23 protein-coding genes and 1 riboswitch are annotated in these 26,403 nt (G+C 66.7%); of the genes, 19 read left to right on the top strand and 4 right to left on the bottom strand.

What is annotated here, in order from left to right:
• Positions 1-37: 37 nt before the first annotated feature.
• Positions 38-2,089: a glycogen debranching protein GlgX gene (gene glgX, locus ACYVF5_RS07135; RefSeq protein ID WP_460944756.1), complete on the bottom strand. Its 2,052-nt coding sequence runs from the start codon at positions 2,087-2,089 to the stop codon at positions 38-40.
• 129 nt (positions 2,090-2,218) lie between these two features.
• On the opposite strand from glgX, the gene ACYVF5_RS07140 reads away from it, so the two are divergent.
• From ACYVF5_RS07140 to ligA, 5 genes are all read left to right on the top strand, one after another.
• Positions 2,219-3,451 carry a cysteine desulfurase family protein gene (locus tag ACYVF5_RS07140; RefSeq protein ID WP_460944758.1) on the top strand — a complete coding sequence of 411 codons (1,233 nt, stop codon included), beginning with the start codon at positions 2,219-2,221 and terminating at the stop codon, positions 3,449-3,451.
• A 94-nt stretch (positions 3,452-3,545) separates the two neighbouring features.
• A complete protein-coding gene (mnmA, locus tag ACYVF5_RS07145; RefSeq protein WP_460944760.1) occupies positions 3,546-4,754 on the top strand; it encodes a tRNA 2-thiouridine(34) synthase MnmA in 1,209 nt (402 codons plus the stop codon).
• 278 nt (positions 4,755-5,032) lie between these two features.
• Entirely contained in the window at positions 5,033-5,521 is a 489-nt protein-coding gene (locus ACYVF5_RS07150) for an aldehyde dehydrogenase family protein (protein WP_460944762.1), read from the top strand.
• Entirely contained in the window at positions 5,508-6,572 is a 1,065-nt protein-coding gene (locus tag ACYVF5_RS07155) for an amidohydrolase family protein (protein WP_460944764.1), read from the top strand. Before ACYVF5_RS07150 ends, ACYVF5_RS07155 begins: the two co-directional genes overlap by 14 nt.
• 381 nt (positions 6,573-6,953) lie before the next feature.
• Complete coding sequence (gene ligA, locus ACYVF5_RS07160; RefSeq protein WP_460944766.1) at positions 6,954-9,332, top strand: NAD-dependent DNA ligase LigA; 2,379 nt, start codon at positions 6,954-6,956, stop codon at positions 9,330-9,332.
• Positions 9,333-9,342: 10 nt separating this feature from the next.
• On the opposite strand, the gene ACYVF5_RS07165 is transcribed toward ligA, so the two are convergent.
• The gene (locus ACYVF5_RS07165) at positions 9,343-11,034 is read right to left on the bottom strand and encodes a long-chain-fatty-acid--CoA ligase (protein ID WP_460944768.1); all 1,692 of its coding nucleotides are present in this window, start codon (positions 11,032-11,034) and stop codon (positions 9,343-9,345) included.
• Positions 11,035-11,084: 50 nt separating this feature from the next.
• Here ACYVF5_RS07165 and ACYVF5_RS07170 point away from each other — a divergent pair, with 50 nt between their 5' ends.
• From ACYVF5_RS07170 to ACYVF5_RS07235, 14 genes are all read left to right on the top strand, one after another.
• Positions 11,085-11,822: a GntR family transcriptional regulator gene (locus ACYVF5_RS07170; RefSeq protein ID WP_460944770.1), complete on the top strand. Its 738-nt coding sequence runs from the start codon at positions 11,085-11,087 to the stop codon at positions 11,820-11,822.
• A complete protein-coding gene (locus ACYVF5_RS07175; protein ID WP_460944772.1) occupies positions 11,819-12,844 on the top strand; it encodes an ADP-ribosylglycohydrolase family protein in 1,026 nt (341 codons plus the stop codon). Before ACYVF5_RS07170 ends, ACYVF5_RS07175 begins: the two co-directional genes overlap by 4 nt.
• A 46-nt stretch (positions 12,845-12,890) precedes the next feature.
• On the top strand, positions 12,891-14,327 hold the full coding sequence (locus ACYVF5_RS07180; RefSeq protein ID WP_460944774.1) for a purine-cytosine permease family protein: 1,437 nt from the start codon (positions 12,891-12,893) through the stop codon (positions 14,325-14,327).
• Entirely contained in the window at positions 14,327-15,268 is a 942-nt protein-coding gene (locus ACYVF5_RS07185) for a PfkB family carbohydrate kinase (protein WP_460944776.1), read from the top strand. Before ACYVF5_RS07180 ends, ACYVF5_RS07185 begins: the two co-directional genes overlap by 1 nt.
• A gap of 139 nt (positions 15,269-15,407) precedes the next feature.
• Positions 15,408-15,707 carry an Asp-tRNA(Asn)/Glu-tRNA(Gln) amidotransferase subunit GatC gene (gene gatC, locus ACYVF5_RS07190; protein ID WP_460944777.1) on the top strand — a complete coding sequence of 100 codons (300 nt, stop codon included), beginning with the start codon at positions 15,408-15,410 and terminating at the stop codon, positions 15,705-15,707.
• Positions 15,707-17,221 carry an Asp-tRNA(Asn)/Glu-tRNA(Gln) amidotransferase subunit GatA gene (gene gatA, locus ACYVF5_RS07195; RefSeq protein WP_460944778.1) on the top strand — a complete coding sequence of 505 codons (1,515 nt, stop codon included), beginning with the start codon at positions 15,707-15,709 and terminating at the stop codon, positions 17,219-17,221. The genes gatC and gatA overlap by 1 nt, the downstream gene beginning before the upstream one ends.
• Positions 17,221-18,723: an Asp-tRNA(Asn)/Glu-tRNA(Gln) amidotransferase subunit GatB gene (gatB, locus tag ACYVF5_RS07200; protein WP_460944779.1), complete on the top strand. Its 1,503-nt coding sequence runs from the start codon at positions 17,221-17,223 to the stop codon at positions 18,721-18,723. The genes gatA and gatB overlap by 1 nt, the downstream gene beginning before the upstream one ends.
• Positions 18,724-18,791: 68 nt before the next feature.
• Complete coding sequence (locus ACYVF5_RS07205) at positions 18,792-19,385, top strand: hypothetical protein (protein WP_460944780.1); 594 nt, start codon at positions 18,792-18,794, stop codon at positions 19,383-19,385.
• Between the two features lie 42 nt (positions 19,386-19,427).
• On the top strand, positions 19,428-20,684 hold the full coding sequence (locus ACYVF5_RS07210; RefSeq protein ID WP_460944781.1) for a DNA polymerase IV: 1,257 nt from the start codon (positions 19,428-19,430) through the stop codon (positions 20,682-20,684).
• 53 nt (positions 20,685-20,737) lie between these two features.
• The gene (locus ACYVF5_RS07215) at positions 20,738-21,082 is read left to right on the top strand and encodes a spore germination protein GerW family protein (protein WP_460944783.1); all 345 of its coding nucleotides are present in this window, start codon (positions 20,738-20,740) and stop codon (positions 21,080-21,082) included.
• 21 nt (positions 21,083-21,103) lie between these two features.
• Positions 21,104-21,213: riboswitch (TPP riboswitch) on the top strand.
• Between the two features lie 36 nt (positions 21,214-21,249).
• Positions 21,250-21,876 (top strand): ECF transporter S component, encoded by a 627-nt coding sequence (locus tag ACYVF5_RS07220; RefSeq protein ID WP_460944785.1) that lies wholly within the window; start codon positions 21,250-21,252, stop codon positions 21,874-21,876.
• A 12-nt stretch (positions 21,877-21,888) separates the two neighbouring features.
• Complete coding sequence (locus ACYVF5_RS07225) at positions 21,889-23,373, top strand: ABC transporter ATP-binding protein (RefSeq protein WP_460944787.1); 1,485 nt, start codon at positions 21,889-21,891, stop codon at positions 23,371-23,373.
• Positions 23,370-24,164 (top strand): energy-coupling factor transporter transmembrane component T family protein, encoded by a 795-nt coding sequence (locus ACYVF5_RS07230; protein ID WP_460944789.1) that lies wholly within the window; start codon positions 23,370-23,372, stop codon positions 24,162-24,164. The genes ACYVF5_RS07225 and ACYVF5_RS07230 overlap by 4 nt, the downstream gene beginning before the upstream one ends.
• Positions 24,148-24,711, top strand: a complete 564-nt coding sequence (locus tag ACYVF5_RS07235) for a nucleoside/nucleotide kinase family protein (protein ID WP_460944791.1) — start codon at positions 24,148-24,150, stop codon at positions 24,709-24,711. The genes ACYVF5_RS07230 and ACYVF5_RS07235 overlap by 17 nt, the downstream gene beginning before the upstream one ends.
• 21 nt (positions 24,712-24,732) lie before the next feature.
• On the opposite strand, the gene ACYVF5_RS07240 is transcribed toward ACYVF5_RS07235, so the two are convergent.
• On the bottom strand, positions 24,733-25,962 hold the full coding sequence (locus tag ACYVF5_RS07240; RefSeq protein ID WP_460944793.1) for a D-alanyl-D-alanine carboxypeptidase family protein: 1,230 nt from the start codon (positions 25,960-25,962) through the stop codon (positions 24,733-24,735).
• 89 nt (positions 25,963-26,051) lie between these two features.
• Positions 26,052-26,402 (bottom strand): metallopeptidase family protein, encoded by a 351-nt coding sequence (locus tag ACYVF5_RS07245; RefSeq protein ID WP_460944795.1) that lies wholly within the window; start codon positions 26,400-26,402, stop codon positions 26,052-26,054.
• Position 26,403 lies beyond the last annotated feature (1 nt).

Genomic DNA, 26,403 nt, shown 5'->3' on the forward strand with positions numbered 1-26,403 from the left:
AAGATTCCGTCCCAATGGCTCGTCTGTGGGAGAGGGCTCAGCTGGACACAGCGCGGAAGAGCTGCATCGAGGTGGGGGCGACCTCGGCTGCGTCCCCGGGCATCCAGACCGGCCGTTCGTCGGCCGGCCAGGTGTCCGCGCTGTTCCACAGGCGTTCGTAGCGCCCGACCCCGTCGTGACGGGGGAGCGTCACACTGGTGGGCGCCTCCACGCCGTGCACAACGAGGAGCACGCGGTTGAACTCCTCGAACTCGGGAGTCGAGGCCACCAGGTACTGCAGAGTGCGGTTGGCCGGGCTCGTCCAGTCCTCTTCGCTCATCGTCTGGCCGCGGGCGTCGTACCAGTCCATCTGGCTCGCGCTCGGCGTCGTCTCGCCGAACCGGCCGAACCTCACCGGCCGCAGCGCGGGGTTCTCGTTTCGAAGACGGATGAGTGCCTTGGTATGCTCGCGCAGCGCACGCTGCCACTCGTTCGAGACGGGGTGGAGCCAGGTGAGCTCTGAGTCGTGGCAGTACGCGTTGTTGTTGCCGTTCTGCGTGCGGCCGGCCTCGTCTCCCATCGTCAGCATCGGGATGCCGGCCGACAGCATAAGCGTGCCGAGCAGGTTGCGTATGGCCTTCTGTCGGTCTGCGCGCACAACCGGGTCGTCGGTCCAGCCCTCGACGCCGTGGTTGAATGACCGGTTGTTGTCGGATCCGTCTCGGTTCGATTCGCCGTTCCCCGTGTTGTGCTTGACGTCGTACGACACCAGGTCGGCGAGGGTGAACCCGTCGTGCGCCGTCACGAAGTTCACCGAGGCGAGCGGGCCGCGCTCCTGAGAGAAGGTGTTCGACGACCCGGCCAGGCGCGTCGCGAAACCGCCGATTCCGACGGGCGCATGCTCGGCTGTTCTGGCATACGACACATCGCGCAACCAGAAGTTGCGCACCCGGTCGCGGTAGCTGTCGTTCCATTCGCTCCACCCAGGGGGAAAATTGCCCGTCTGCCAGCCGCCGTGGCCCAGGTCCCACGGCTCGGCGATCAGCTTGGTGCTCGAGAGCGCAGGATCCCGTCCGATGGCCTCGAGAACCGGATGCTGCGGGTCGAACTCGCCGCTGTCGTTCCTCGCGATGGTGGGGGCGAGGTCGAAGCGGAACCCGTCGACCTGCACGTCATTCGCCCAGTAGCGCAGCGAATCGAGCAGCATCCGCTGTGCCACCGGATGCGAGTAGTCGACGGTGTTCCCGCATCCGGTTGTGTCGATGTAATCCCCGTCGTCGTTTTGCCGGTAGTACGCGCTGTTGTCGAGACCCCTGAGACTGCTGACCGGGCCGCCTCTGCCCTCTTCTGCCGTGTGGTTGTAGACGACGTCGAGGATGACCTCGAGGCCAGCTTCGTGCAGGAGCCTGACCATTCCCTTGATCTCGCGCAGCACGGCGCTCGGCCCGTTCTGCTGGGCCTCGCGCGAGGCGTAGTCGGCATGCGGTGAGAAGAAGCTGAGGGTGTTGTAGCCCCAGTAGTTGGTGAGGCCCTGCTTGACGAGCCGCTGCTCAGAGACGAACGCCTGCACGGGGAGCAGTTCGATCGATGTGACACCGAGGTCGTGCAGGGCGTCGATGGTCGCCGGATGCGCCAGTCCGGCGTAGGTTCCGCGCAGATGCTCGGGGACGGACTCCTGAAGCCGGGTCAGGCCCTTGACGTGCGCCTCATAGATGATCGTGCGGTCGAGGGGCACCAGCGGCTTGCCGACACCGCCCCAGTCGAAGTCGTCATCGACGACGACGGAGCGATAGGCGCCTGCGCCGGCGCGGATGACACCGCGCCCGTATGGGTCGAGCAGCAGCCGCTCCGGATCGAATGCGTGCCTGGGGCCGTCTGTGCCAGACGCGCGGATCGCATACCGAGCCCCCGGCTTGAGCCGGCGGGTGCGGCCGACCCAGACGCCGTCGGCGGAACGCTGCATGGGCACCGTCCTGGTGATCCAGTTCACGTCTTTCTCGCCGAAGACGACGAGGTCCATCGCCTCTGCCGCCCCCGACCACACACGGAGCTCACCGCCGTGGGAGGTGTGACGCACGCCGAGCCGCGCGAGATGATCGCCTGATGCCATGCGATCTAGAGTAGTGAGTGATTCCGGCCCGTTCAGACGGAGGCTCACACGCACGGCCCCACACGCACGGCCCCGACGAGACCAGACCAGACGCACGGGCCAGACCATAACGATAAGAGGAGTGCTGCGATGACCGTCTACCTCGATCATGCCGCAACGACTCCCATGCGTGACGAGGCGATCACCGCATACGCGGACGCCATGCGCACGGTCGGCAATCCGGCGTCGATCCATTCGCAGGGCCAGAGGGCCAGGCGGATGCTCGAAGAGGCCAGGGAGACGATAGCCGCGACCCTCGGATGCGATCCGATCGAAGTCGTGCTCACCTCCGGAGGGACTGAGGCGATAAACCTCGCCCTGAAGGGCGCGTACTGGTCGAGGAACTCCGAGGGGTCGCGTCCCGTGATCCTTGCTCCCGGCGGTGAGCACCACGCGAGCATCGACACCCTCGAATGGCTCGAGCGGCGCGAGGGAGCGACGCTCAGATGGATACGGATCGACGACGAGGGTCTGATCGACGAGGCCGATCTCGAGCGGGCGCTCGCCGAGAATGCCGGACGTGTGGCGCTGATGACGACGATCTGGGCGAACAACGAGGTGGGGAGCATCCAGCCCGTTGAGCGGATCGCCACGATCGCCGCGCGCGCCGGCATCCCTCTGCACATCGATGCGGTGTCGGCATACGGACATCTGCCCGTCGACTTTCGTGGGCTGAGACGGACGAGCGGATCACAGGGCGACGCCGGCCTTGTCGCGCTCAGCGTCTCTGCGCACAAGATCGGAGGGCCGGTCGGTACGGGGGCGCTTGTGCTCGCTCGTCAGGCGACGATCGAGCCTCTGCTGCACGGCGGGGGACAGCAGCGTCAGGTTCGTTCTGGCACACAAGACGTGGCCGGCGCGGTATCGTTCGCGCGCGCCGCGCAGCTCGCGGCGGAACGGCTGGATGCCGAAGCGGTGCGGCTTGCTTCGCTGAGGGATCGGCTGATCGACGGCATCGTCGAGAGGGTTCCAGACGCACGTCTCAACGGTGCGACCGGGGCTCAGCGGCTCACGAGCAACGCCCACTTCGTTTTTCCCGGCTGCCAGGGGGATTCGCTGCTGTTCCTGCTCGACATGGCCGGGGTGTCCGTCTCGACCGGTTCAGCCTGCCAGGCGGGCATCCCGGAGCCGTCGCATGTGCTGCTCGCCATGGGGCGCGACGAGGCGACGGCGAGGAGTGCGCTTCGCATGAGTCTCGGTCACACCACAACAGAAGAAGACATCGATCGGCTGCTCGCCGCGCTGCCTGCCGCCGTGGAGCAGGCGGCGAAGGCTGGGCGGTCCGACCGCGAGACGGAGCTCGGCTCTGGCGCTCGCCGGTGAGGGGGTGGCTCTCGAGCGCCGCGTCAGGCGACTGACTGGTCGATCTCAGACGACTGGCTGGTCGATCTCAGAATCGGAAGCGTACACTTGCCGGGTGAAAGTTTTGGCGGCAATGTCTGGAGGGGTCGACTCCGCGGTGGCTGCGGCGCGCGCGCTCGAAGCCGGCCACGAGGTGGTCGGGGTGCATCTCGCGCTGAGCCGGATGCCGGGAACCCTGAGAACAGGCAGCCGCGGATGCTGCACCATCGAGGACTCGATGGATGCTCAGCGCGCGGCAGACATCATCGGGATCCCGTATTACGTGTGGGACTTCTCCGAACGGTTCAAGCTCGATGTCGTCGATGACTTCATCGCGGAGTACACGGCCGGCCGCACACCGAACCCGTGTATGCGCTGCAATGAGAAGATCAAGTTCGCCGCACTGCTCGAGAAGGCCGTCGATCTCGGCTTCGACGCGGTCGCCACCGGGCACTATGCCTCGATCGTGACGGATGCCGACGGCAATCGTGAGCTGCACAGGGCGAGCGCGTGGGCCAAGGACCAGTCATACGTGCTCGGTGTGCTGACGTCGGAGCAGCTCGCGCACGCCATGTTCCCTCTCGGACACACCCCCTCGAAGGCCGAGGTGCGTGCTGAGGCCGCCGAGCGCGGGTTCAGCGTGGCGAACAAGCCCGACAGCCACGACATCTGCTTCATCCCTGACGGTGACACCAGGGGATGGCTTGCCGACCGTGTCGGAGCCGAGAGCGGCGACATCCTCGACCGATCCGGTGAGCGCATCGGAAGCCACCAGGGGGCGCACGCGTTCACCGTCGGCCAGCGCAAGGGCCTCAACATCGGGTTCCCCGCAGACGACGGAAAACCGCGTTTTGTGCTCGAGGTGCGACCGAAGACCAACGAGGTGGTCGTCGGCCCCAAAGAGGCACTGGACGTCTCGCTCATCGCGGGGCGCAAATACAGCTGGGCGGGTCTCGATCCTGTGGCCTCGGGCTACACGAGCGATTCCGGCGACGGCACGACTGACGAGTTCGCGTGCGAGGTGCAGATCAGGGCGCACGCCGACCCTGTGTCCGCTCGAGCGCGCCTCGCCAGGGTCGATCCCGCAGACTACCCGGCCGGCGCAGAGCAGATCTCCGAGTCGCGCAGCGCGCAGACGAGTTCGGAGTTCGAGCTCGTCGTGGTTCCGGACGAGCCGCTCAACGGCGTGGCGCCGGGGCAGACCGCCGTGGTCTACGTCGGCACCCGGGTGCTCGGCCAGTGCACCATCGACAGGACCGTCAGCGCGGTTCCCGCCCTCGCCTGAGCTGTTCGCCTGAGTGCCAAGACGAGTTGCGGAAGTGTGCGGATGCAGTGACATCGGTCTGGCGCATGCAGTGGGACTCGACGCGGAGACCGGCGCTGGTCAGCCGAGGCGGATGACGTTTCGAGTCGGCACGGCGAACTCATGCATCTCGCCGAGATACTTCTCCTGTACCGGTGGGCACTACACGCGCTGTAACTGTCGCTGACACCCGTACTCGGCCTTGTTTCTGTGCGTAGCGCACAGTGACGCGCGGCCGATAAACGTGGATTCTGACGGATGTGGCAGATACAGCGAGCACGACGGTACGGCCTGAGTGGCGAACCGCGACGGCGTACATCACTGGTGAGATCCTTGGATGCTCGGGGACCATTCCGGTGCTCAATCCGGCGAACGGCGTTCGCATCGGAGATGTGCAGGCCGTTGACGGGGTACTCACGGACGAGGCGGTTGCCTCGGCGAATGCGGCATTTCCGGCCTGGCGGGATCTGACGCCCGTTGAACGCGGGGCCATACTGAGTGAAGCCGTCGATACCTTCGTCAACGCACATCGGCTAGGGGCATCCGTGCCTCGAGCGCCATTCGGTGGCGTGAAGCAATCAGGCATTGGGCGCACGCACGGCCTCTCCCTGCATCACTGTACGCAGGAACACGCAATCGCCGGGTTCAGCGACGCCGCTGCCCAGCTCCCCGGAATCGAAAGGTGGATAAACGTGGACGACGACAAAGATACGAAGGGCACGGGGAGGGGGACTCATGAGCGCCTCTAACTCCGTCGAAGCCTCCGAGTGGGAGAATCGGCCATACCGAAGGATCGCCGCCGAGGAGGCCTACGCGCCGCGGGAGTTGATCGACGAATACCTTCGCATGCTGCGTGAGGACGATGTCGAGATCGGGTTCCGTTCCCTCATGGGTTACTTCCTCACATCTCCGCACCCGCAGCCACGCAGCGTGGTCGAGCGGCTCACCGATCTTGGTGCACGCCGGCTCGCCGATATGGATTCCGCCCACATCGACCATCAAATCCTCTCACTCACATCACCGGGCACTCAGGTACTCGAAGTGGGTGCCGCTCGTGAGTTCGCCCAGCTGGCGAATGATCGCATCGCGGAGGCCGTGGGTGCACACCCTGACCGTTTCTCAGGGCTCGCTGCCGTGGGGTTTGAGCATGCCGACTCCGCTGTGGATGAGCTCGACCGAGCAATCGGTACGCTCGGATTGAAGGGGCTCATCGCCAATTCGCACATCAAAGGCACCTACCTGGATGATCCGCGCTATCTGTCGATCCTGGAAAAAGCGGCCGACCTCGGTGTGCCGGTATACCTGCATCCGCAGACGCTGCCGGACGACGCTATCCGTCCGTACGTCGAATCGGGCCTGGATGGCGCGGTTTGGGGGTTCGCGGCCGAGACCGGGCTGCACCTGCTGCGGATCATCACGAGCGGGCTCTTCGATCGCGTGCCCGATCTGCGTCTCGTCGTCGGACATCTCGGTGAGGGCCTGCCCTACTGGATGCACCGCATCGACCACATGCACGCCAAGCAGGTCGCGGCTGGCCGCTATGCGGCTATCAAGCCGCTGAAGCAGCGGCCCAGCGAGTATCTGAAGACACATATCTGGCTGACGACCAGTGGCATGCCGTGGGAGCCGGCGATCAGTTTCGCGCGTTCGGTGGTGGGCGCCGATCGAGTCATGTATGCGATGGACTACCCGTATCAGTTTGTCGGCACCGAAGTCGAAGAACTCGATAACCTTCCGTACTCCGTAGAAGAGCGGCGAGCTTTCTTCCAGACGATCGCCCAAACGGTATTCGACATCTGAGCTGTTGCACCTGCACGCGAAAGGCCCCGCCGCTGTGAACTGGTCCCCGGGAGTTGGACTGAGATATTCAGTTTCGATTCCCGGGGGTCAGTTGTATGGATCGGCGAAGTTCGCTGTCGGAGGAGCAGCGGTCGGCGGCTGTAGCGTTGTTCGAGCAAGGGGGTTGCACCGGGGCAGACCGCTGTGGTCTGCGCGTGCGCAGGTGTGCTCTATGTGACCTTTGCGGACGTAGGTGGCAGATTCTTCGGGCACATAGGTCCGCAAAGGTCACATAGGCAGCCGAGTAGAGGCTGCAGGGCAGGGCAGGGCAGGGCAGGGCAGGGCAGGGCAGGGCAGGGCAGGGCAGGGCAGGATGTCGGCGGATCTTCGTAGACTGATGTCGTGGCCGATACTCCAGACGAGCTCGACAGCGCGCATGCCGAAGTCGAACAGCTGACCTCACGCATCCTCGAACTGCGCGACGCCTATTATCAGCGCAACGAGGCGCTCGCCTCTGACGAGGAGTACGACGCACTGATGCACCGTCTCGAAGAACTCGAGCGGATGTTCCCCGAACTGCAGGGGCAAGACAGCCCGACGCAGACGGTCGGCGGCAAGGCTCAGTCGCTGTTCGACCCCGTCGAGCACGCCGAACGCATGCTGAGCCTCGACAACGTGTTCAGCATCGAAGAGTTCGAGGCCTGGGCCGAGCGAGTCGTGAGAGACTCATCGCGACCGGTCGACTGGCTGTGCGAGCTCAAGATCGACGGGCTCGCGCTCAACCTGCGCTACGAGTACGGTCGCCTGGTCACGGCTGCGACCCGCGGAGACGGTGTGACCGGCGAGGACGTCACAGAGAACGTCGCGTTCATCAACGGCATCCCGAAACGCCTGGCCGGCAGCGGGCATCCGCCGATCGTCGAGGTCAGGGGAGAGGTGTTCTTTCCCGTCGAGGCCTTCCGCGAGTTGAACGCGAATCAGGCAGAGGCCGGTGAGCGGGTGTTCGCGAACCCGCGCAATGCGGCATCGGGAAGCCTGCGGCAGAAAGCAGAGAACAAGACCGCGGCGGCCCTCGCCCTGATGCATGACCGCCTGAGCCGGCTGCGGATGCTCGTGCACGGCATCGGAGCCTGGCAGAACCCGCCCGTCGACAGCCAGTCGAAGATCTACGAGATGCTCGCCGAATGGGGCCTTCCGACGAGCTCCCACTACCGCGTCTTCGGCACGGCCGAAGAGGTGGCGGAGTTCATCCGCTACTACGGGGAGCACCGCGACAGCGTCGAACACGAGATCGACGGCATCGTCATCAAGGTCGACGAACTCGCCCTGCACGATGAGCTGGGCGCCACGAGCAGGGCGCCACGCTGGGCGATCGCCTATAAGTACCCGCCTGAGCAGGTCAACACGAAGCTCCTCGACATCGTCGTCAGCGTCGGCCGCACCGGAAGGGCCACTCCCTTCGCCGTGATGGAGAAGGTGCGTGTCGCGGGGAGCGAGGTCCGGCAGGCCACGCTGCACAATCAAGATGTTGTGAAGGCGAAGGGTGTGCTCATCGGAGACACGGTTGTGCTGCGCAAGGCGGGCGACGTGATCCCCGAGGTGCTCGGGCCGGTCATCGAGCTGCGCGACGGCAGCGAGCGCGAGTTCGTGATGCCCGATCTCTGCCCCGAGTGCGGAACCCGCCTCGCACCCGCGAAAGAGGGCGACATCGATCTGAGATGCCCGAACGCCCGCAGCTGCCCGGCCCAGGTCCGCGGACGGGTCGAGCACATCGGCAGTCGCGGTGCGCTCGACATTGAGGTGCTCGGCGAAGTGACGGCGGCGGCCCTGACACAACCGCTACGTCCGTCGACACCGCCCCTCGTCACCGAGGCTGCACTGTTCGACCTCACCGCCGAGCAGTTGTTCCCGATCGATGTGGTGGTCCGCGACTCCGAGACCGGGATGTTCCGACTCGGCGAAGACGGCGCGCCAGACAGCCGATCACCGTTCCGCAGGCAGCGCAAGAAGTCCGACCCGCCATACACACCAGACGGCCCCTTCGACGGAGATGCAGATCACGTGCTGTCGTCTGCGGCGCTCAAACTCCTCGACGAACTCGAGAAGGCCAAGACGAAGCCGCTGTGGCGGATCCTGGTCGCGCTGAACATCCGTCACGTGGGGCCGGTGGCGGCGCGTGCGCTGGCCACCCACTTCGGCTCGCTCGATGCGATTCGCGGGGCATCCAGAGAAGACCTCGCCGCTGTCGAAGGCGTCGGCGGAATCATCGCCGATGCCGTGCTCGACTGGTTCGACGTGGACTGGCACCGCGAGATCATCGAGCGGTGGAGCGCTGCAGGTGTTCAGTTCTCGACCCCTGGGCATCCCGGCCCTGGGAGCGCGGACGACGCGGGTGGTGTGCTCTCGGGAATCACTGTTGTGGCCACCGGTTCGCTCGAGGGCTTCAGTCGTGAAGGCGCGCAAGAGGCCATCATCGCCGCGGGAGGCAAGGCCGCGTCGAGTGTGTCGAAGAAAACGGACTTCGTCGCGGCAGGGCCCGGCGCCGGATCGAAGCTGACGAAGGCCGAGCAGCTCGGCCTGCGCATCATCGACGCGGAGCAGTTCAGAATTCTGGTCGAGCAGGGCCCGGATGCTCTCGGTGCCGAGCAGGCGCCTGACGCTCTCGATGTTGAGCAGGGCCCGGATGCTCTGGGGGTCGAGCAGGGCCCGGATGCTCTGGGTGCCGAGCAGGGCCCGGATGCTCTGGGTGCCGAGCAGGCGCCTGACGCTCTCGACGAATAGTGTGCGGCGGTCAGCGCTCGGCGGCCAGCAGCTCGTCGCGCACCTGCTTGCGCAGGACCTTTCCGATCAGCGACTTCGGCAGCTCATCGACCGTAACGATCCTGCGGGGAACCTTGTACGGGGTCAGCTGAGTGCGCGCCCACTCGCGGATGCCTGCCTCGTCTAGCTGCGCACCGGGTCGGGGAACGACAGCGGCGACAACGTCTTCTCCCGAGTGGGCGCTCGGGAGGCCGATCACGGCGACGTCATCGATGTCCGGGTGCTGGCGCATGGCGTTCTCGACCTCCGTGGGCGCCACGTTGAACCCACCTGTGATGATGAGCTCTTTGATGCGGTCGACGACCGAGACGAAACCGTCGGCATCCATCGTCACGATGTCACCGGTTCGGAACCAGCCGTCATCGCTCAGGACAGCCGCCGTCTCATCCGGTTTGCGGTAATAGCCCGAGAAGACCTGAGGGCCACGCACGATCAGCTCGCCCTCGGCGCCGAACGGCACCTCGACGGTGATGTCTTCCGGATCGACGACACGAACCTCCGTGCTCGGCAGCGGCAGCCCGACGGTTCCCGCTCTGCGGTGCTCGGCGACCGGATTGGCCATCAGCACGGGGGAGCACTCGCTGAGACCGTATCCTTCGATGAGGTATCCGCCGCTTGCACGCTCGAATGGCTCCACAAGAGACTCGGGCAGGCTCATCGCACCCGAGATGGCGATGTCGATGCCTTCGAGTGAGATGTTCTGTTCTTTCGCCGCGTTGAGCAGCCGCTCGGCGATGGGCGGCACGGCCGGAAAGAAGGTGGGCGGATGCCGTCGGACCGCTTTCAGCACAAGGTCGGTGTCGAACTTGGGAAAGAGGACCAGACGTGCGCCCATGCTCATGGCGAACGTGAGGCACAGCGTCAGCCCATAGGCGTGGAACATCGGCAGAACCGCGTAGACGACGCAGTCACCCTGTCGGATCGTCGGTACCCACGCCCTCGCCTGGGCGGCGTTGGCCAGCAGGTTGCCGTGCGAGAGGACAGCCCCCTTCGGGTCTCCTGTAGTGCCAGAGGTGTACTGGATGATCGCGGTGTCGTTCGTCGACGGGCGCACGTGGTCGGGGTCGAGGGGTGCTGACGCCAGCAGCCTCTCCCACGCCGTCGCGCCCCGGGTCTTCGTTGTGAGGGCATCGCGTGACTCGCGGGCTTTGCGGATCGGCAGGCGGAGTGCGAAACGCATGCCGAACGGCATCGCCCTGGTCACGTCGACGGCGACGAGCTGATCGACAGCGACATCGGAGGGGAATTCCCTGATCGTGTCGACCACCTTGTTCCAGACAACCGCGACTCTGGCGCCGTGGTCTTCGAACTGGTGCCGGAGCTCGCGCGGTGTGTAGAGCGGGTTGTGCTCGACGACTATCGCGCCGAGCCGGAGGACGGCGTAGAAGGCCACGATGTGCTGCGGGCAGTTGGGCAGCACGAGCGCGACGGTGTCTCCGTGCCCGACACCGAGACCGCGGAGTCCCTCTGCCACGCGGTCGATGGCATCCTGCAACTCGCTGTATGCGGTGGTCGCGCCGAAGAACTCGAGGGCGACGGCGTCGCCGTAGCGTTCTGCAGCCGTCGCGACGAGATCGCCGAGCCAGCCGGTCTGAGCGTCGATGTGGTCTGGGACGTTCGGTGCATAGCTTTTCAGCCAGGGCCGGTCGCTGGATGGGGTCACGCCATCAGCCTAGTTGCAGTACAGGTACTGTACAGGTAGTGTCATGTTCCATGTCGACCGGAGCTGCAGGACACCTCTCGCGCTCGCCGGGGAAGAGCGCGGTCATCGTCGATCGTCTTCGCACGGCGATCCTCGCGGGGGAATACGACCATGGCACGATGCTTCCCGGAGAACAGGAGCTCGCTCGGCACTACGCGGTGAGCAGGGGAACCATCCGCCGTGTGCTCGCACAGCTCGCCGACGAGGCTCTCATCGCGACCAAAACGGGAATCGGGTCGTTCGTTGTGTTCGACGGCCAGGCGATCGACCAGAGCGAGGGATGGGGGAGGTCGCTCGCGGCGAGCGGCGCCCGGACGACGGTCACCACTCTCCGTATGGAGTTGGTCGACGACCCCGCCCTCGCGACGGCGACCGGTGCTCCGGTGAGCGCGTTCCTCGCGCTCGATCGCGTGCGCCTTCTCGACGACGGCACGCCGATCTCACTCGAGCGCAGCCGGGTTCCCGCGGTCGGGCGCATCCGCGATGTTCCGCGAACAGGCCTCGTGGACGCCTCCCTCACCAGGACCCTTGTTGTCGCTGGACTCCGCCCCACGAGCGGCGAGCAGGAGGTGGGGCTCGTCGAGCTGGGCGACGACGACGCGATCGTGCTCGAGCGCGAGGCCGGGACGCCGTTCCTGCAGAGCCTGCGCACGGTCCGCGACCGCGACGGCGCACTCGTCGAGCGAGTCTCCAGCCTTCTCGATCCCCGGCACTTCCGCGTCCACCTCACGTTCGGAGAATCCCGATGACCACCACCACCACCGGCTCCCGCGCCCTCGCCGCATTGCGCGGTCTCGCCCTCGGCGACGCGCTCGGGATGCCGACCCAGTCGATGTCTCCCGAGCAGATCGCCGCAGACTACGGCGTGATCGACCGCTTCATCGCCGCCGGGCCGAACCAGCGCATCGCCGTGGGGATGCCCGCCGCGCGGATCACCGACGACACCGAGCAGGCGGTGCTCCTCGGCGAGCTGCTCGTCGAGTCCGGCGGGAGCATCGACCCCGGTGTGTTCGCCGACCGCCTGCTCGCCTGGGAGCAGAGGATGATCGACGCCGGCTCGCTCGACCTGCTCGGGCCATCGACGAAGGCGGCGCTGTCACGGCTGCACAACGGCGTCCCACCTGAGGAGGCCGGTCGTTTCGGAGCCACGAACGGCGCGGCGATGCGCATCGCGCCCGTGGGCATCGCGACCCCCGCCGAGCCCCTCCACGCCTTCGTCGACGCGGTCGCCCGGGCCTCTCAGATCACCCACAACACCAGCATCGGACTGGCGGCGGCCGCAGCGGTCGGAGCTGCGGTGAGCGCAGGGGTCGCGGGCGCGGGGATGGACGATGCCCTCGAGACCGCCGTGGCGGCAGCCGATCTCGCCGAGCGACGGGGGCACTGGGTCGCCGGCGGCCGAATCGGGCCGCGCATCCGCTGGGCCGCCGCACTCCTGCGCGACGCCCCGGTCGCCGAGCGTGCCTCCCTGGTGACCGACGTGATCGGCACCTCCGTCCAGGCACAGGAGTCCGTGGTGGCCGCTCTCGCGCTCGCCTCCGTCTCGTCGTCGCCCTGGCAGACCCTCTGCGATGCGGCAGCATACGGCGGCGACAGCGACACCGTCGCCGCGATGGCCGGTGCCGTGCTCGGCGCCGTGCACGGGCCGGATGCCTGGCCGGCCGACGCGACGGCTGCCGTCGAACGTCTCAACGGCCTCGAGCTCGACGCGCTCGCGACCGGGTTGCTCGATCTGCGCGCAGGTCTGCGGCCACACAGCGAGGGCCCGTAGCCGGGCCGCGGATCGACCGATTCCACCGATGATGTTTGGAGCATCCATGAACGACAACGCCGTCCCCAGCGGAGTCATCTCCGCCGTCGAGCAGCGCGGCATCGAACCCGTCCCCGAGCCTGAACGCAACGGCAGGCCGCTGCAGCTGTTCTGGGTCTGGTTCGCAGCCAACATCTCGATCCTCGGGCTTCCGCTCGGCGCCACACTGGTCGCGAGCGGGCTGAACATCTGGCAGGCCGTGCTGGTGGCGGTCATCGGCTCGGCGGGATCGTTCGCCCTCGTCGGCGTCGTCTCGATCGCGGGTCGCCGGGGCGGCGCCCCGAGCATGACGCTCTCGCGTGCCGTGTTCGGCGTCCACGGGAACGCCGGGCCAACCTTCGTCTCCCTGCTGTCGAGGCTCGGCTGGGAGACGGTGAACACGACCACCGGCGCTTTCGTGCTCCTCTCGCTGTTCGCGATCTTCTCCGGCACGGCCATCGTGACCAAAGAGGCGCCCATCCTCGTGCTGGTCGCGATCGCGATCTTCGAGGCGTGCACGCTGCTGGTGTCCGGTCTCGGGCACGCGGCCATCCTCGTGGTGCAGAAGTGGGCGACGTGGATCTTCGGAGCCCTCAACGTGGTCGTCGGCGGTTTTCTCGTCGCGACGATCGACTGGAGCGCGGTTGCAGCGATGCCGGCGGGTCCCATCAGCGCGGTGCTGCTCGGCATCGCGACCATCGCCGCGGGCACCGGGATCGGCTGGGCGAATGCCGGAGCGGACATGTCGCGCTACCAGCACACCTCTGCTCGCGCTGCGCATCTGATCGCGTCGAGTGCCGCTGGCGCGGGTATCCCGCTGATCCTGCTGATCGGACTGGGCTCGCTGCTCACGGCCGGCGACGGGTCTCTGGCATCCGCCACCGACCCGGTGGCGGCCATCAGGGAGCTGCTGCCGGCCGGCATGGCGGTTCCGTACCTGATCGCCGCCTTCGGCGGACTGCTGCTGTCGAACCATCTCTCCGTCTACTCCGCCGGGCTCACCACCCTCACCCTCGGCCTGCGGGTGCGTCGTGTCTATGCCGTCACGGTGGATGTGATCGTCACCTTCCTCGGAGCGGTCTACTTTATGCTCGTGGCCGGCGACTTCTACGGCCCGTTCATCGCGTTCATCTCGCTGCTGGCCATTCCGATCACGGCCTGGCTCGGCGTCTTTCTCGTCGACATGATCCGCAGGCATCGGTATGACGCCGACGCGCTTATGGATCTCAGTCGGGCGAGTGCGTACTGGTACCACGGCGGCGTCGAATGGCGGGCGGTCGGCGCCTGGATCGCGGCGATCGCGATCGGCTACCTGATGCGCGGCGTCGGCCAGGAGAGCATCGCGTGGATAGCGACCTTCGTTGTGGCCGGCGGCGGCTACCTTCTTCTGGGCGGTGCACGCGGCGATAGCCTCTCGGGCGAACCCGATGCCGAAGCACAGCCCGCGCGGTCGGGACAGGCCTGATGACCGGCCGTCTCGTCTACACCGGCAATGTCATCGTCGACATCGTCGTCGATGTCGACCGCATCCCGGAGCCAGGAGGTGACACGATCGCCGGATCATCGGAGGTGACGGCCGGCGGCGGTTACAATGTGATGATCGCTGCTGCCCGCGACGGGGCGGATGTGCTCTATGCCGGGCAGTACGGGGCCGGCATCTTCGGCGGGATCGTGCGGTCCGCGCTCGCCGACGCGGGGTTCGATCTCGCGCAGCCAGGGCTCGACGACGTCGACAGCGGCTACTCGATCGTGATCGTCGACGAGACGGCCGAGCGAACGTTCATCACCCACGTGGGAGCAGAGGGCCGGCTCGACGCCACGGCGATCGGTTCGGTCGCGGCGGCTGACGACGACATCGTTGTGGTCTCGGGCTACAGTCTCGCGCACCCGGTGAACGCGGCGGCGCTTCCCGGATGGCTCGACACGCTGCCGGAGCGCACGAAGGTTGTGCTCGACCCGTCGCCGCTCGTCGCCGAGCTGCCGCCGGACGTGCTCGAGCGGGTGCTCTCGCGCACCGACGTCCTCACCGCGAACGCCCGTGAGATGCGGTTGCTCGCGGGGAGCACCGGACCGGCCGATCTCGCCCTGGCGGCAGCGGAGGCCGTTCAGCGGCTTCGCCGTGGTGGAACAGTGCTCGCCCGCGACGGCGCCGCCGGATGCATCGTCGCTGACGGCAGCGGTGAGACCCGGGCGATCGCGGGGTTCCCGGTCGATCCCATCGACACGACCGGTGCCGGTGACGCGCACACGGGTGTGCTCGTCGCCGCCCTGCTCAGGGGAGAGCCGCTCGCGGATGCCGTGCGACGCGCCAACGCCGCCGCGGCGGTCGCGGTGTCGCGCCGAGGCCCGGCGACCGCGCCGACCGCTGCCGAGACCGACCGACTCTTGGACACCGCACCGAGGTGACCTTTCCGGACGGGCCGCACCGAGGTGACCTTTCCGGACGGACGTGCCCGGCGCAACGAGCACACCCGTCCGGAAAGGTCACCTATGCGGTGCCGATAGAATGATCCGACACCCCCGCAAAACCGTGTGACGGAGACCCATGTCTGAAATATCCGAGGAGCAGGTCGCGCACCTGGCGAATCTCGCCCGCATCGCCCTGACGAGCGACGAGATCACCAGCCTGACCGGCGAACTCGACCAGATCGTCGACAGCATCGCGAAGGTGCAGGAGGTGGCGACACCCGACGTTGCGGCCACGAGCCACCCCATCCCTCTGGCGAATGTCTACCGGCCGGATGTCGTCGGTGAGACGCTGACCATCGAGCAGGCCCTGCAGAACGCGCCGGAGCAGGCAGACAACCGGTTCAAGGTCTCGGCGATCCTGGGAGAGGAACAGTAGTGACGGACATCATCCGCCTCACCGCGGCCGAGCTGTCTTCCCGGCTCGCCTCACGGGAGATCAGCTCTGTCGAAGCGACGCAGGCGCACCTCGACCGGATCGCCGCCGTCGAGCCCGAACTTCACTCGTTCCTCCACGTGTCCGACCACGCGCTCGATGTCGCGCGCGACATCGACGAGAAGCGTGCCGCCGGAGAAGAGCTCGGTCCGCTCGCCGGTGTCCCGCTCGCGATCAAAGACGTGCTGGTCACAACAGACATGCCGTCGACATCCGGAAGCCGCATTCTCGAGGGATACATGTCGCCGTTCGATGCGACGGTCGTCGCCCGCTCGCGCGCTGCCGGACTCGTTCCGCTCGGCAAAACGAACATGGACGAGTTCGCGATGGGCTCATCGACCGAACATTCCGCTTATGGGCCGACGAGGAACCCGTGGGACCTCGAACGCATTCCCGGCGGCTCGGGCGGAGGCTCCGCGGCAGCCGTTGCCGCGTTCGAAGCGCCGCTCGCGCTCGGAAGCGACACGGGCGGGTCCATTCGTCAGCCCGCGCACGTCACCGGAACAGTGGGTGTGAAGCCCACCTATGGTGCGGTGAGCCGGTACGGCGCGATCGCGCTCGCGTCGTCGCTCGACCAGGTCGGCCCGGTCACGCGCACCGTGCTTGACGCCGGCCTGCTGCACGACGTCATCCAGGGCCACGATCCGTTCGACTCGACATCGTTGACGGATGCCTGGGAATCGATGGCAGACGCCGCACGTGAGGGCGCAACGGGCGACGCGCTCTCCGGACTGAGGGTGGGCGTCGTGCGCGAGTTCGGCGGTGAAGGGTTCCAGGCCGGTGTGAAGACCCGGTTCGACGAGGCCCTTCAGCTGCTCGAGAAGAACGGTGCAGAGATCGTCGAGGTGAGCGCACCCCATTTCGAGTACGCGGTCGCGGCCTACTATCTGATCCTGCCGGCCGAGGCATCGTCGAACCTCGCGAAGTTCGACTCTGTGCGGTTCGGGATGCGTGTGGTGCCAGAGGGCGGAGGAACCATCGAACAGGTGATGGCCGCGACGCGAGAGGCCGGCTTCGGCCCCGAGGTCAAGCGGCGCATCATCCTCGGCACCTACGCGCTGAGCGCCGGCTACTACGACGCGTACTACGGCAGTGCGCAGAAGGTGAGAACGCTCATCCAGCAGGACTTCGCAGACGCGTTCAGCACGGTCGACGTCATGGTGAGTCCGAGCGCGCCGACCACCGCCTTCAGGTTCGGCGAGAAGCTCGAAGACCCGATGGCGATGTATCTCAACGACGTGACCACGATTCCGGCGAACCTCGCGGGAGTCCCCGGCATCAGCGTGCCCATCGGGCTTGCGCCAGAGGACGGCCTGCCGGTCGGCATCCAGTTCATGGCTCCTGCGCGCCACGACGCGAGGCTCTACCGCGTCGGCGCCGCCCTCGAGGCGCTCCTCGAAGACCAGTGGGGTCACACGCTCATCTCGCAGGCTCCCGCTCGTGGAGGAGTGAAATAATGGCAAAAGACGCGTTGATGGACTTCGACAAGGTTCTCGAACTCTTCGAGCCGGTGCTCGGCTTCGAGGTGCACGTCGAGTTGAACACCAGAACGAAGATGTTCTCACACGCCCCGAACGGCTTCGGCTCGGCGCCCAACACCAACGTCTCGCCCGTCTGTCTGGGCCTTCCCGGTGCGCTGCCTGTCGTGAACGAGCAGGCCGTGCGCTACTCGATCAGCCTGGGGCTCGCGCTCGGTTGCGAGATCGCACCGTCTTCACGTTTCGCCCGCAAGAACTACTTCTATCCCGACCTCGCGAAGAACTACCAGATCTCGCAGTACGACGAACCGATCGCGTTCGACGGCTGGGTGGAGGTCGAGCTGGCAGACGGCTCGACCACGCAGGTCGAGATCGAACGGGCGCACATGGAGGAAGATGCCGGAAAGCTGACGCACGTCGGCGGCTCGACCGGACGCATCCAGGGCGCCGAATACTCGCTCGTGGACTACAACAGGGCAGGAGTTCCCCTCGTCGAGATCGTCACACGGCCGATCTTCGGCGCGGAGGCGAGTGCTCCTGAGCTGGCCAAGGCCTATGTCGCCGTCATCAGGGACATCGTGATCTCGCTCGGCATCTCTGACGCCAAGATGGAACGCGGCAACCTGCGCTGCGACGCCAACGTCTCGCTGCGCCCCCGCGGACAGGAGAAGCTCGGCACCCGCACAGAGACCAAGAACGTGAATTCGCTGCGGTCGGTCGAGCGCGCGGTGCGCTACGAGATCCAGCGCCAGGGTGCGATCCTCGCCGCCGGCGGTTCGATCACACAGGAGACCAGGCACTGGCACGAAGACACCGGCACGACGTCTGCCGGGCGCCCGAAGAGCGATGCAGACGACTACAGGTACTTTCCCGAACCGGACCTGCTGCCCGTACAGCCGTCGCTCGAGCTCATCGAAGAACTGCGCGCTGCTCTTCCCGAGCCTCCCGCCGCCCGCAAACGGCGGCTCAAAGCCGAGTGGGGGTTCACAGACCTCGAGTTCCAAGATGTCGTCAACGGCGGACTGCTCACCGAGATCACCGAAACGGTTGCCGCCGGCGCGAGTCCCACGGCCGCGCGCAAGTGGTGGACGGGCGAGATCAGCCGCGTCGCGAACGTGCGGGGAACCGAGGCATCCGCACTCGTCAGCCCCGAGAACGTCGCCGCCCTCGCGAAGCTCGTCGAGGCAGGAACACTGACAGACAAACTCGCCAGGCAGGTGCTCGAGGGAGTGATCGCCGGTGAGGGAACCCCTCAGGAGGTCGTCGACGCACGAGGACTCGCCGTGGTCTCTGACGACGGCGCCCTGATCGCGGCGATCGACGAGGCGCTCGCCTCGCAGCCGGATGTTCTCGCGAAGATCCGCGACGGCAAGGTACAGGCCGCGGGCGCCGTGATCGGCGCGGTGATGAAGGCGATGCGGGGGCAGGCGGATGCCGCTCGGGTGCGCGAACTCGTGCTGGAGCGTGCGCAGCAGGACTGACCTGATCCGGGAGCGTTTCGGCGGGGGAGGAGCTGGTTCTCTCGAAGGCTTCGCCCTACCCTGAGAGCATGCTCATCGAGGGCACCATACGCTGGCAGGTCACAGAGGATTGCCCGTGGGACCTGCTGCTGGCGCTTGCCTTCCGCGAGCTCGCCCGGCTGCAGAACGAGTGCGCATCGAGCCTGCCGGCCGTGTCGCCTGCTCTCGCCCCCGTGCCGCTCGACGGAATCGATCGGTCTGTGCTGGCCGCGCAGTGGCAGGGCTGGTGGACGGGGATCGTCCGTCGTGAGACACGACCGTTCATCAGCCAGGTCCGTCCACCGCATTTCGGTGTCTTCGACCGTGCGCTCGAGCTGCAGGAGCTCGTCTACCGAAGTTATGACGCGGCCGCCGAATGGGCGGGCGAGAGGCACAACGAGTACCTGAAGGCGGTGAGCGGACGAGAGCATCCGCTCGCCGACGTCTATGAGCTTGTGCTTCGCCGCCAGCATGAGCTTCGTCGTCAGAGCGGGTCGTTCAGACTCGATCTCAACGTGCTGCCGCTCGATCAGAAGGGCGCCTGGGTCGTCGCCCCTGACACGGTGGTGGTGAGTGAACAGCTGCGAGACGACCATAACGCCTTCCAGGAGTGGCTGAGACCGGTGGTCGTGGCACTCGTCTGAGATGTGGGGCCTGCTGTCAGCGGCCGGTGCGACAATGACTGTGTGACACGGCAAGACGGGCGATCGAGACAGGTGAGCGCCGCAGAGGTCGACGATTCTGCATCGAGCATCCTGCACATCGACATGGATGCGTTCTTCGCGTCTGTCGAGTTGCTCGACTATCCGGAACTGCGCGGAAAGCCGGTGATCATCGGACACGCCGTCGGCCGGAGTGTTGTGACGAGCGCGACGTACGAGGCCAGGCGTTACGGTGTGTCAGCCGCCATGCCCGTGGCGAAGGCCATGCGGCTGTGTCCGCAGGCGACGGTGCTCCCGCCGCACCACGACAGGTATCGTGACTACTCCTCGCGGGTGATGCGGATCTTCGCAGAGGCCACACCTCTCGTCGAGGCCCTGAGCATCGACGAGGCCTTCCTCGATGTCTCCGGCGCCAGACGCCTGCTCGGTGCGCCATCTGAGATCGGGCACATGCTGCGCAGGCGTGTGCACGAAGAGACGGGCCTCACCTGCTCGGTGGGGGCGGCATCCACCAAGTTCGTGGCGAAACTCGCCTCTGGTATGGCCAAACCGAACGGCCTTCTCGTTGTGCCGCATTCCCAGACGCTCGAGTTTCTCAGGCCGCTGCCGATCAGGGCGCTGTGGGGTGTGGGCGGACGCACGGAGGAGTCGCTCAAACGCCTGGCCCTCCACACCGTCGGCGACGTCGCAGACACGCCTCTCGATGTGCTGCGGAAGGTCGTCGGCAATGCCGCCGGGACGAAACTGCATGAGCTCTCGCACGGCGTGGATCCGCGACGTGTCGTCACGGCGACCCACGAGAAGAGCGTCGGCCACGAGGTGACGTTTCACACCGATATCGCAGACGCCGAACGGCTTCGACGAGAGCTGCTGCGCCTGGCAGACCAGGTGGCCGGTCGCTTGCGCGCCGCCGGGCTCTCGGGGCGGACGGTGGCGATCAAGGTGCGCTACAGCGACTTCAGCACCGTGTCGCGCTCGCGCACGCTTCCGGAAGCGACGAACGTCGGGAGGCGTCTCTATGATGAGGCTGTCTCGTTGCTGCGCGAGCTCGGCGACGAGAGAAGACCGGTTCGGCTGATCGGAGTGCGTGCCGAGCAGCTCACAGACGCAACAGAGTCTGAATCCCTCTGGGATCCCGATGAGGAGTGGCGAGAAGCGGAGACGACCATCGACCGTTTGCGTGAACGCTATGGGCGGTCGGCCGTTGGGCCGGCATCCCTGCTCGGGACGAACCCGCGCGACGAGACGGCGGGCGGCACGCGCGCGCCCGCCGGCGGATGACCGATCCGACCGAAACCTTGGAGTGTCGGGTCCTGGCCGGATAGCGTGTGTTCATGGAGAATCTCACGCTGCAGTTGGCTGACAAGTTCAGGTCGATCGGGGTCGGCGCCACATACGGCGAACCCATCGATGTCGAGGGATCGACGATCGTTCCCGTTGCATTCGCCAGTTATGGATTCGGCGCGGGCGAGGGTGAGGGCGAGGTCGCCGAAGAGAACCACGGCGCGGGCGAGGGCGGAGGCGGTGGCGGGTGTGCGATACCGCTCGGCGCCTACGTGAAGACGCGTGACGGGCTTCACTTCGAACCGAACGTCGTCTCACTGCTCGCGATCGGAATTCCGTTCGTCTGGGTGGCAGGAAAAGCCCTCGCCGGAATCATCAAGGCGTTGAAGAAGTAGATCCCGGCGCGCCTCGCTATACTGGCAGCACACGGGAGTCCGGTGAACCGGGCTGAGAGGAAGGTTCCGAACCTTCGACCGTCGAACCTGATCTGGATCATGCCAGCGCAGGGAGACCACTTCTCATAAACCCGTGCCCTCAATTCATCATTGAAAGGGGCACGTCAGTGTCAGCTGTATCTTCTGAAAGCAATTCTTCGCACCGACCGGCGCCGTCATTCCGCTGGCGAGTGGTCGACATCGTGGTGGCAAGCGTCATCGGCGTCGCGGCCGGCGTCATCTTCTGGGCCTGGGGCCTCGCCTGGGAAGGTGTGAGCGCACCTCTCAAGTCGCTCCTTCCCGGTGTTCAAGCCGGCCTGGCCGCCATGTGGCTCTTCGCGGGTGTGCTCGGCGCCCTGATCGTGCGCAAACCGGGAGCGGCGATCTATGTCGAGCTGCTCGCGGCGACGGTCTCGGCCCTCATCGGCACCCAGTGGGGCCCGCTCACCATCGAGTCCGGGCTGGTTCAGGGCATCGGCGCCGAGATCGTCTTCCTGATCTTTATGTACCGCGTGTGGAGCCTGCCGGTCGCCATGCTCGCCGGCGCTGGTGCAGGCTTGGCCATGGCCGTCAACGACCTGGTGATCTGGTTCGTCGGAGCGGGAGTCGACTTCTCCGTCATTTACACCGTCTCGAGTGTCGTCGGGGGCGCTCTGATCGCCGGTGCGCTGTCGTGGCTCGCTGCTCGTGCCCTCGCCTCCACCGGAGCATTGAGCCGGTTCGCGTCTGGCCGGGAGATCACGGCGCGTGTATAGGCCATGCCTCTCATGAGCATGTCTCCCCGTGCGGCTTCGGTCGTGGCGCGCGGCTGGGGCTGGCGCCACGCCACCAGACGGGCCTGGGCCGTCTCTGACATCGACCTGACGATCGAGCCGGGTGAGCGTGTGCTCCTGCTCGGTGCGTCAGGGGCGGGAAAGTCGACGCTGATGCAGGCGATGGCCGGAGTCCTCGGGAGCGACGACGAAGGAGAACAGGCCGGCGACCTGTGTGTCGACGGACAGCATCCGCTCGCAGGCCGCGGTCGTGCGGGCCTGGTGCTGCAAGACCCCGACTCCCAGGTGATCCTGGCTCGCGTGGGCGACGACGCCGCTTTCGGGTGTGAGAACCTCGGTGTGCCGCGAGATGAGATCTGGTCTCGGGTGGACGCCGCGCTGGAGGCCGTCGGCCTCGATCTGCCGAGGAATCACCCCACCTCTGCTCTGTCGGGGGGGCAGAAGCAGCGTCTCGCCCTCGCCGGGGTGCTCGCCATGCGGCCCGGCCTTCTTCTTCTCGACGAGCCGACGGCGAATCTGGATCCCGATGGGGTGGTCGAGGTGCGGGATGCCGTCGCCCGTGTTCTCGAGCGCACCGGGGCGACACTCGTGGTGATCGAGCACCGTGTGTCTGTCTGGCTGCCTCTCGTCGACCGTGTTGTTGTGCTGTCTGCAGAGGGAGGAATCCTCGCCGACGGTCCGGCTCGGGGTGTGCTTGCCGAACACGGACAGACGCTCGCGGATGCCGGTGTGTGGGTTCCAGGGGAGGTGCACCCTCCCGAAAGGAGGCGCCGTTCAGCCCCGGCCGCACAGCGACCGCTGCTGACCGCAGGCGGCCTGGCCGTCGCTCGGGGGCAGCACGTTGTGCAGAGCGACATCGACCTTGAGGTCGCAGACCACCAGGTGGTCGCGGTCACCGGGCCCAACGGCGCCGGAAAGTCGACGCTCGCACTCACCCTCGCCGGCCTGATCGAACCGCATGGCGGCACCCTCGAAGCGTCTTCTGGCCTGAACGACGGAGCCGGTCCGCATCCGGTGCGCTGGAAATCGCGTGAGCTGCTCACCCGCATCGGAACGGTGTTCCAGGACCCGGAACACCAGTTCCTCGGTGCGACCGTGCGGGCCGATCTCGAGATCGGTCCTCGCGCGCTGCGTCTCGACGCCGGTCAGATAGCCGAACGCGTCGACCCGGTGCTCGACCGGCTGAGATTGAGGCATCTGGAGCGAGCGAATCCCTTCACCCTCTCCGGAGGTGAGAAGCGCAGGCTCTCCGTGGCAACGGCTCTCGTGACACGCCCTCGTCTTCTTGTGCTCGACGAGCCCACGTTCGGACAGGATGCCCGCACCTGGGCGGAGCTGGTCGCCCTGCTGCGCGAGCTTCGAGATGCGGGCACATCGATCGTGGCGGTGAGCCACGACCGCGAGTTCGTGTCGGCGATCGCCGACATCGTTGTGGACCTGCCGCTGCCGGACGCCGTGCGATCGGGAGCCGACGCATGACCGGTTCGTCTGTGCTGGTCCGGCAGCAGATCACCGGGGTCTCGGCGCGTCTCAACCCGGTGGCAAAGCTGCTTGCACCCGTGCCGGTCACGATTGCGCTCCTTCTGACCCTGGACTGGGTGTCGGCGGCCGTGGCGCTCGCCATTGAACTCGTGTTGCTTGCCATCGGGGGAGTGATGACCGGGGCGATCTGGGCTCGCGCGCTGCCCGTGCTCGTCGGAGCACCCCTCACGGGGATCAGTATGACGCTCTATGGTGTGGCGTCAGGACACACCTACTGGCAGTTCGGCCTGATCCATGTCACAGAAGGCTCGATCGAGATCGGCATCGCCACCTGCCTGCGGGTTCTCGCCATCGCCCTTCCCGCTGTGATGCTGTTCGCCACCATCGATCCGACCGATCTCGCCGACGGGCTCGCGCAGGTGGTGCGTCTGCCCGCCCGTTTTGTGCTCGGAGCGCTTGCCGCACTGCGGCTGGTCGGCCTGTTCATCGAGGACTGGCGTCAGCTCGAGCTCGCCCGGCGCGCACGCGGAGTCGCAGACCGGGGGAGGATCCGTCGATTCTTCGGTCAGGCCGTCGCCCTGCTCGTCCTGTCGATCAGGCGTGGAAGCAAACTCGCCACGGCTATGGAAGCGCGCGGGTTCGGCGGCGGCCGAACGCGCACCTGGGCGAGGGCGTCTGAGTTCGCTGCGCGCGACTGGGCGGCGATAGCACTCGGTGTGCTCGTCGCCATGGTCGCGGTCGGCGTGAGCGTCGCAACCGGAAGCTGGACCTTTGTCATCGGAAGGTGAGCAGGTCGAGTGTGTTCTGCGTCTGCTCGCGTTGGGCCCGACGCCGCACACCCTCCTCATCGACGGACCGAGCGGGTCGGGAAAATCGACGCTGGCCACCGAGCTCGTCGGCTCCTGGCCCTCCGGCCCGTGGCCGGTGCTCGTGCGTATGGACGATGTGTACCCCGGCTGGCACGGTCTCGATGCCGCGAGCGAACACGTCGGTGAGCACCTTCTGACCCCACGCCTGCGCGGCGAGAGCGGCAGGTGGCAGCGATACGACTGGGCCGCGGCAGAAAGCGCCGGGTGGCATGAGGTGCCCGCGGCGGCATCCCTGATCGTCGAGGGCTGTGGCAGTCTCAGCCGCACCAACGGGGCCGCGGCCACGGCCCGCGTGTGGCTTGATGCCGCCCTCCCGTTTCGTCGGGAGCGGGCGCTCGCCCGCGATGCCGGCGCCTTCGATCCCTATTGGGAGCTCTGGGAGGAGCAGTTCAGAAGGTTTGTGGCCAGGGAACGGCCGAAAGACCGCGCAGACCTCGTTCTGTGGTCAGGGCCGCCTGAGCGCTGACGGCCCATGCACGGCGATTCGTCACTCGTTCAGCGAGGTGATGAACGCGCTGATGACGGGGACCGGGTGCGTGAGTCTCCAGAGAGGGCCTGGGTCGATGATCGAGTTCCCGGCGAGCAGGGCGATCTCGATGGTGCCTGCGCCGTCGTCTGCGCTCACGGTGCCGATGAGGGACCCTTCGGAGACCGTGGTGATTCCATCGATGTCGACGGTCATCTCGGGTGTGCTCCAGCCCCACCGCGTGCGCTCGGGCGCAGCCGCCGTCACGGCTGAGGCTCTCTCTCCCCACAGCGACTCCACCGTGGCGACGACAGTGCCTGGCGGGATGATCGGCTCCTGTGTCACGCCCTCGCGTGCGCTGGCCATGAGCGCACGCATGGCACCGTCGAGGGTCTCCCAGTCCGGCTGTCGCAGAACCGCGCCGGAGAATCGGTACGCGTCGTCTCCCTCGCCGATTGTCGCTGTGAAGAGCAGGCAGATGCCGGCCGCGTCTGTGTAGCTGAGCGAGATGCCGGTGATGCCCTCTTCGGGCAGATACGCCGTTGTGTTCTCGATTCCGCGCCTGGCGGCGAGACCCGTCACCTCGTCAGAGAGCAGGGCCATAAGCGTGTCGTTCGCCGTGGCGATCGCCGCGAGCCGAGCCAGGTCTTCAGCAGTGCCCGTGCTCTCGGCGCTCAACCCCGTCGCGTCGACCACGGTCGTCGAGTCCAGGCCGTTCTCAGCCAGCCAGGCGTTCGCCGCATCCACATAGTCGGCAACGCTCCCGTAGGCCCACCGCGCGAGGGCGTCTGCGTGGTTGTTGCTCGATCCGAGCAGGAGCCCCTGCAGCATTCCGCGCAGCGTCCACTGGTCTTCGGTGTAGACGGTGACTGTGCGAAAGCCCGATGCCTCGTAGTCCAGGTATGACAGGTAGTCGTCTTCCGTGATGGGCACCGTCACACCCTCCGCGTCAGGGGCGAGCGGATGCTCGTCGAGGATGACGAGTGCGGTGATCGTTTTGGCGACACCGGCGAGGGGCAGCGCGTTCTCGGCGCCGGCGACCGCTATCGCCGAGCTGTCAGGCGCCTCCGTGATCGCGCTCCCTCCCTCGGCGGGCATCACCGGTGCCGCGCCGTGTGCGGTGTCAGCAGGGTCTGCAAGCACAACGGATGCCGCGGGCAGGGGGCCGAGGAGCGTCGCGGGAACATAGGCCCCTGCGCCGAGGATGACGACAGTGCCGACGAGGATTCCGATCACCCGACCCGCGCCCACGTGGACCTCCCGGTGTTGGCTGCTGAGTTGACTGCGGTCTTGGCCACCGCTGACGGTCTCAGGTTAACCCTCGACGGTTCGGAACGCCGTCAGCCCCACCCGAGATCGTGCAACTCGGCGTCGTCGAGACCATAGAAATGGCCGATCTCATGAACCAGGGTGACACGCACCTGGTCGCGGAGCTGGCTTTCATCGTCGACGACGGACAGCAGGGGCTCGCGATAGATGCTGATGACATCCGGCAGCTCTCCGAAGCCGTACTGGCCCCGTTCTGTCAGGGCGACGCCGTGATAGAGCCCGAGCAGGTCGAGGGAGCCGTCTTCGGGGCGGTCGTCGATCACGATCGCCACGTTGTCGAGGCCGTCGACCATATCGTCGGCCAGGGTGTCGAACACCTCGCCCACAAGCTGTTCGAAGCGATCGGAATCGAGGTGGAACATC

It is taken from the genome of Okibacterium endophyticum (assembly GCF_054780075.1).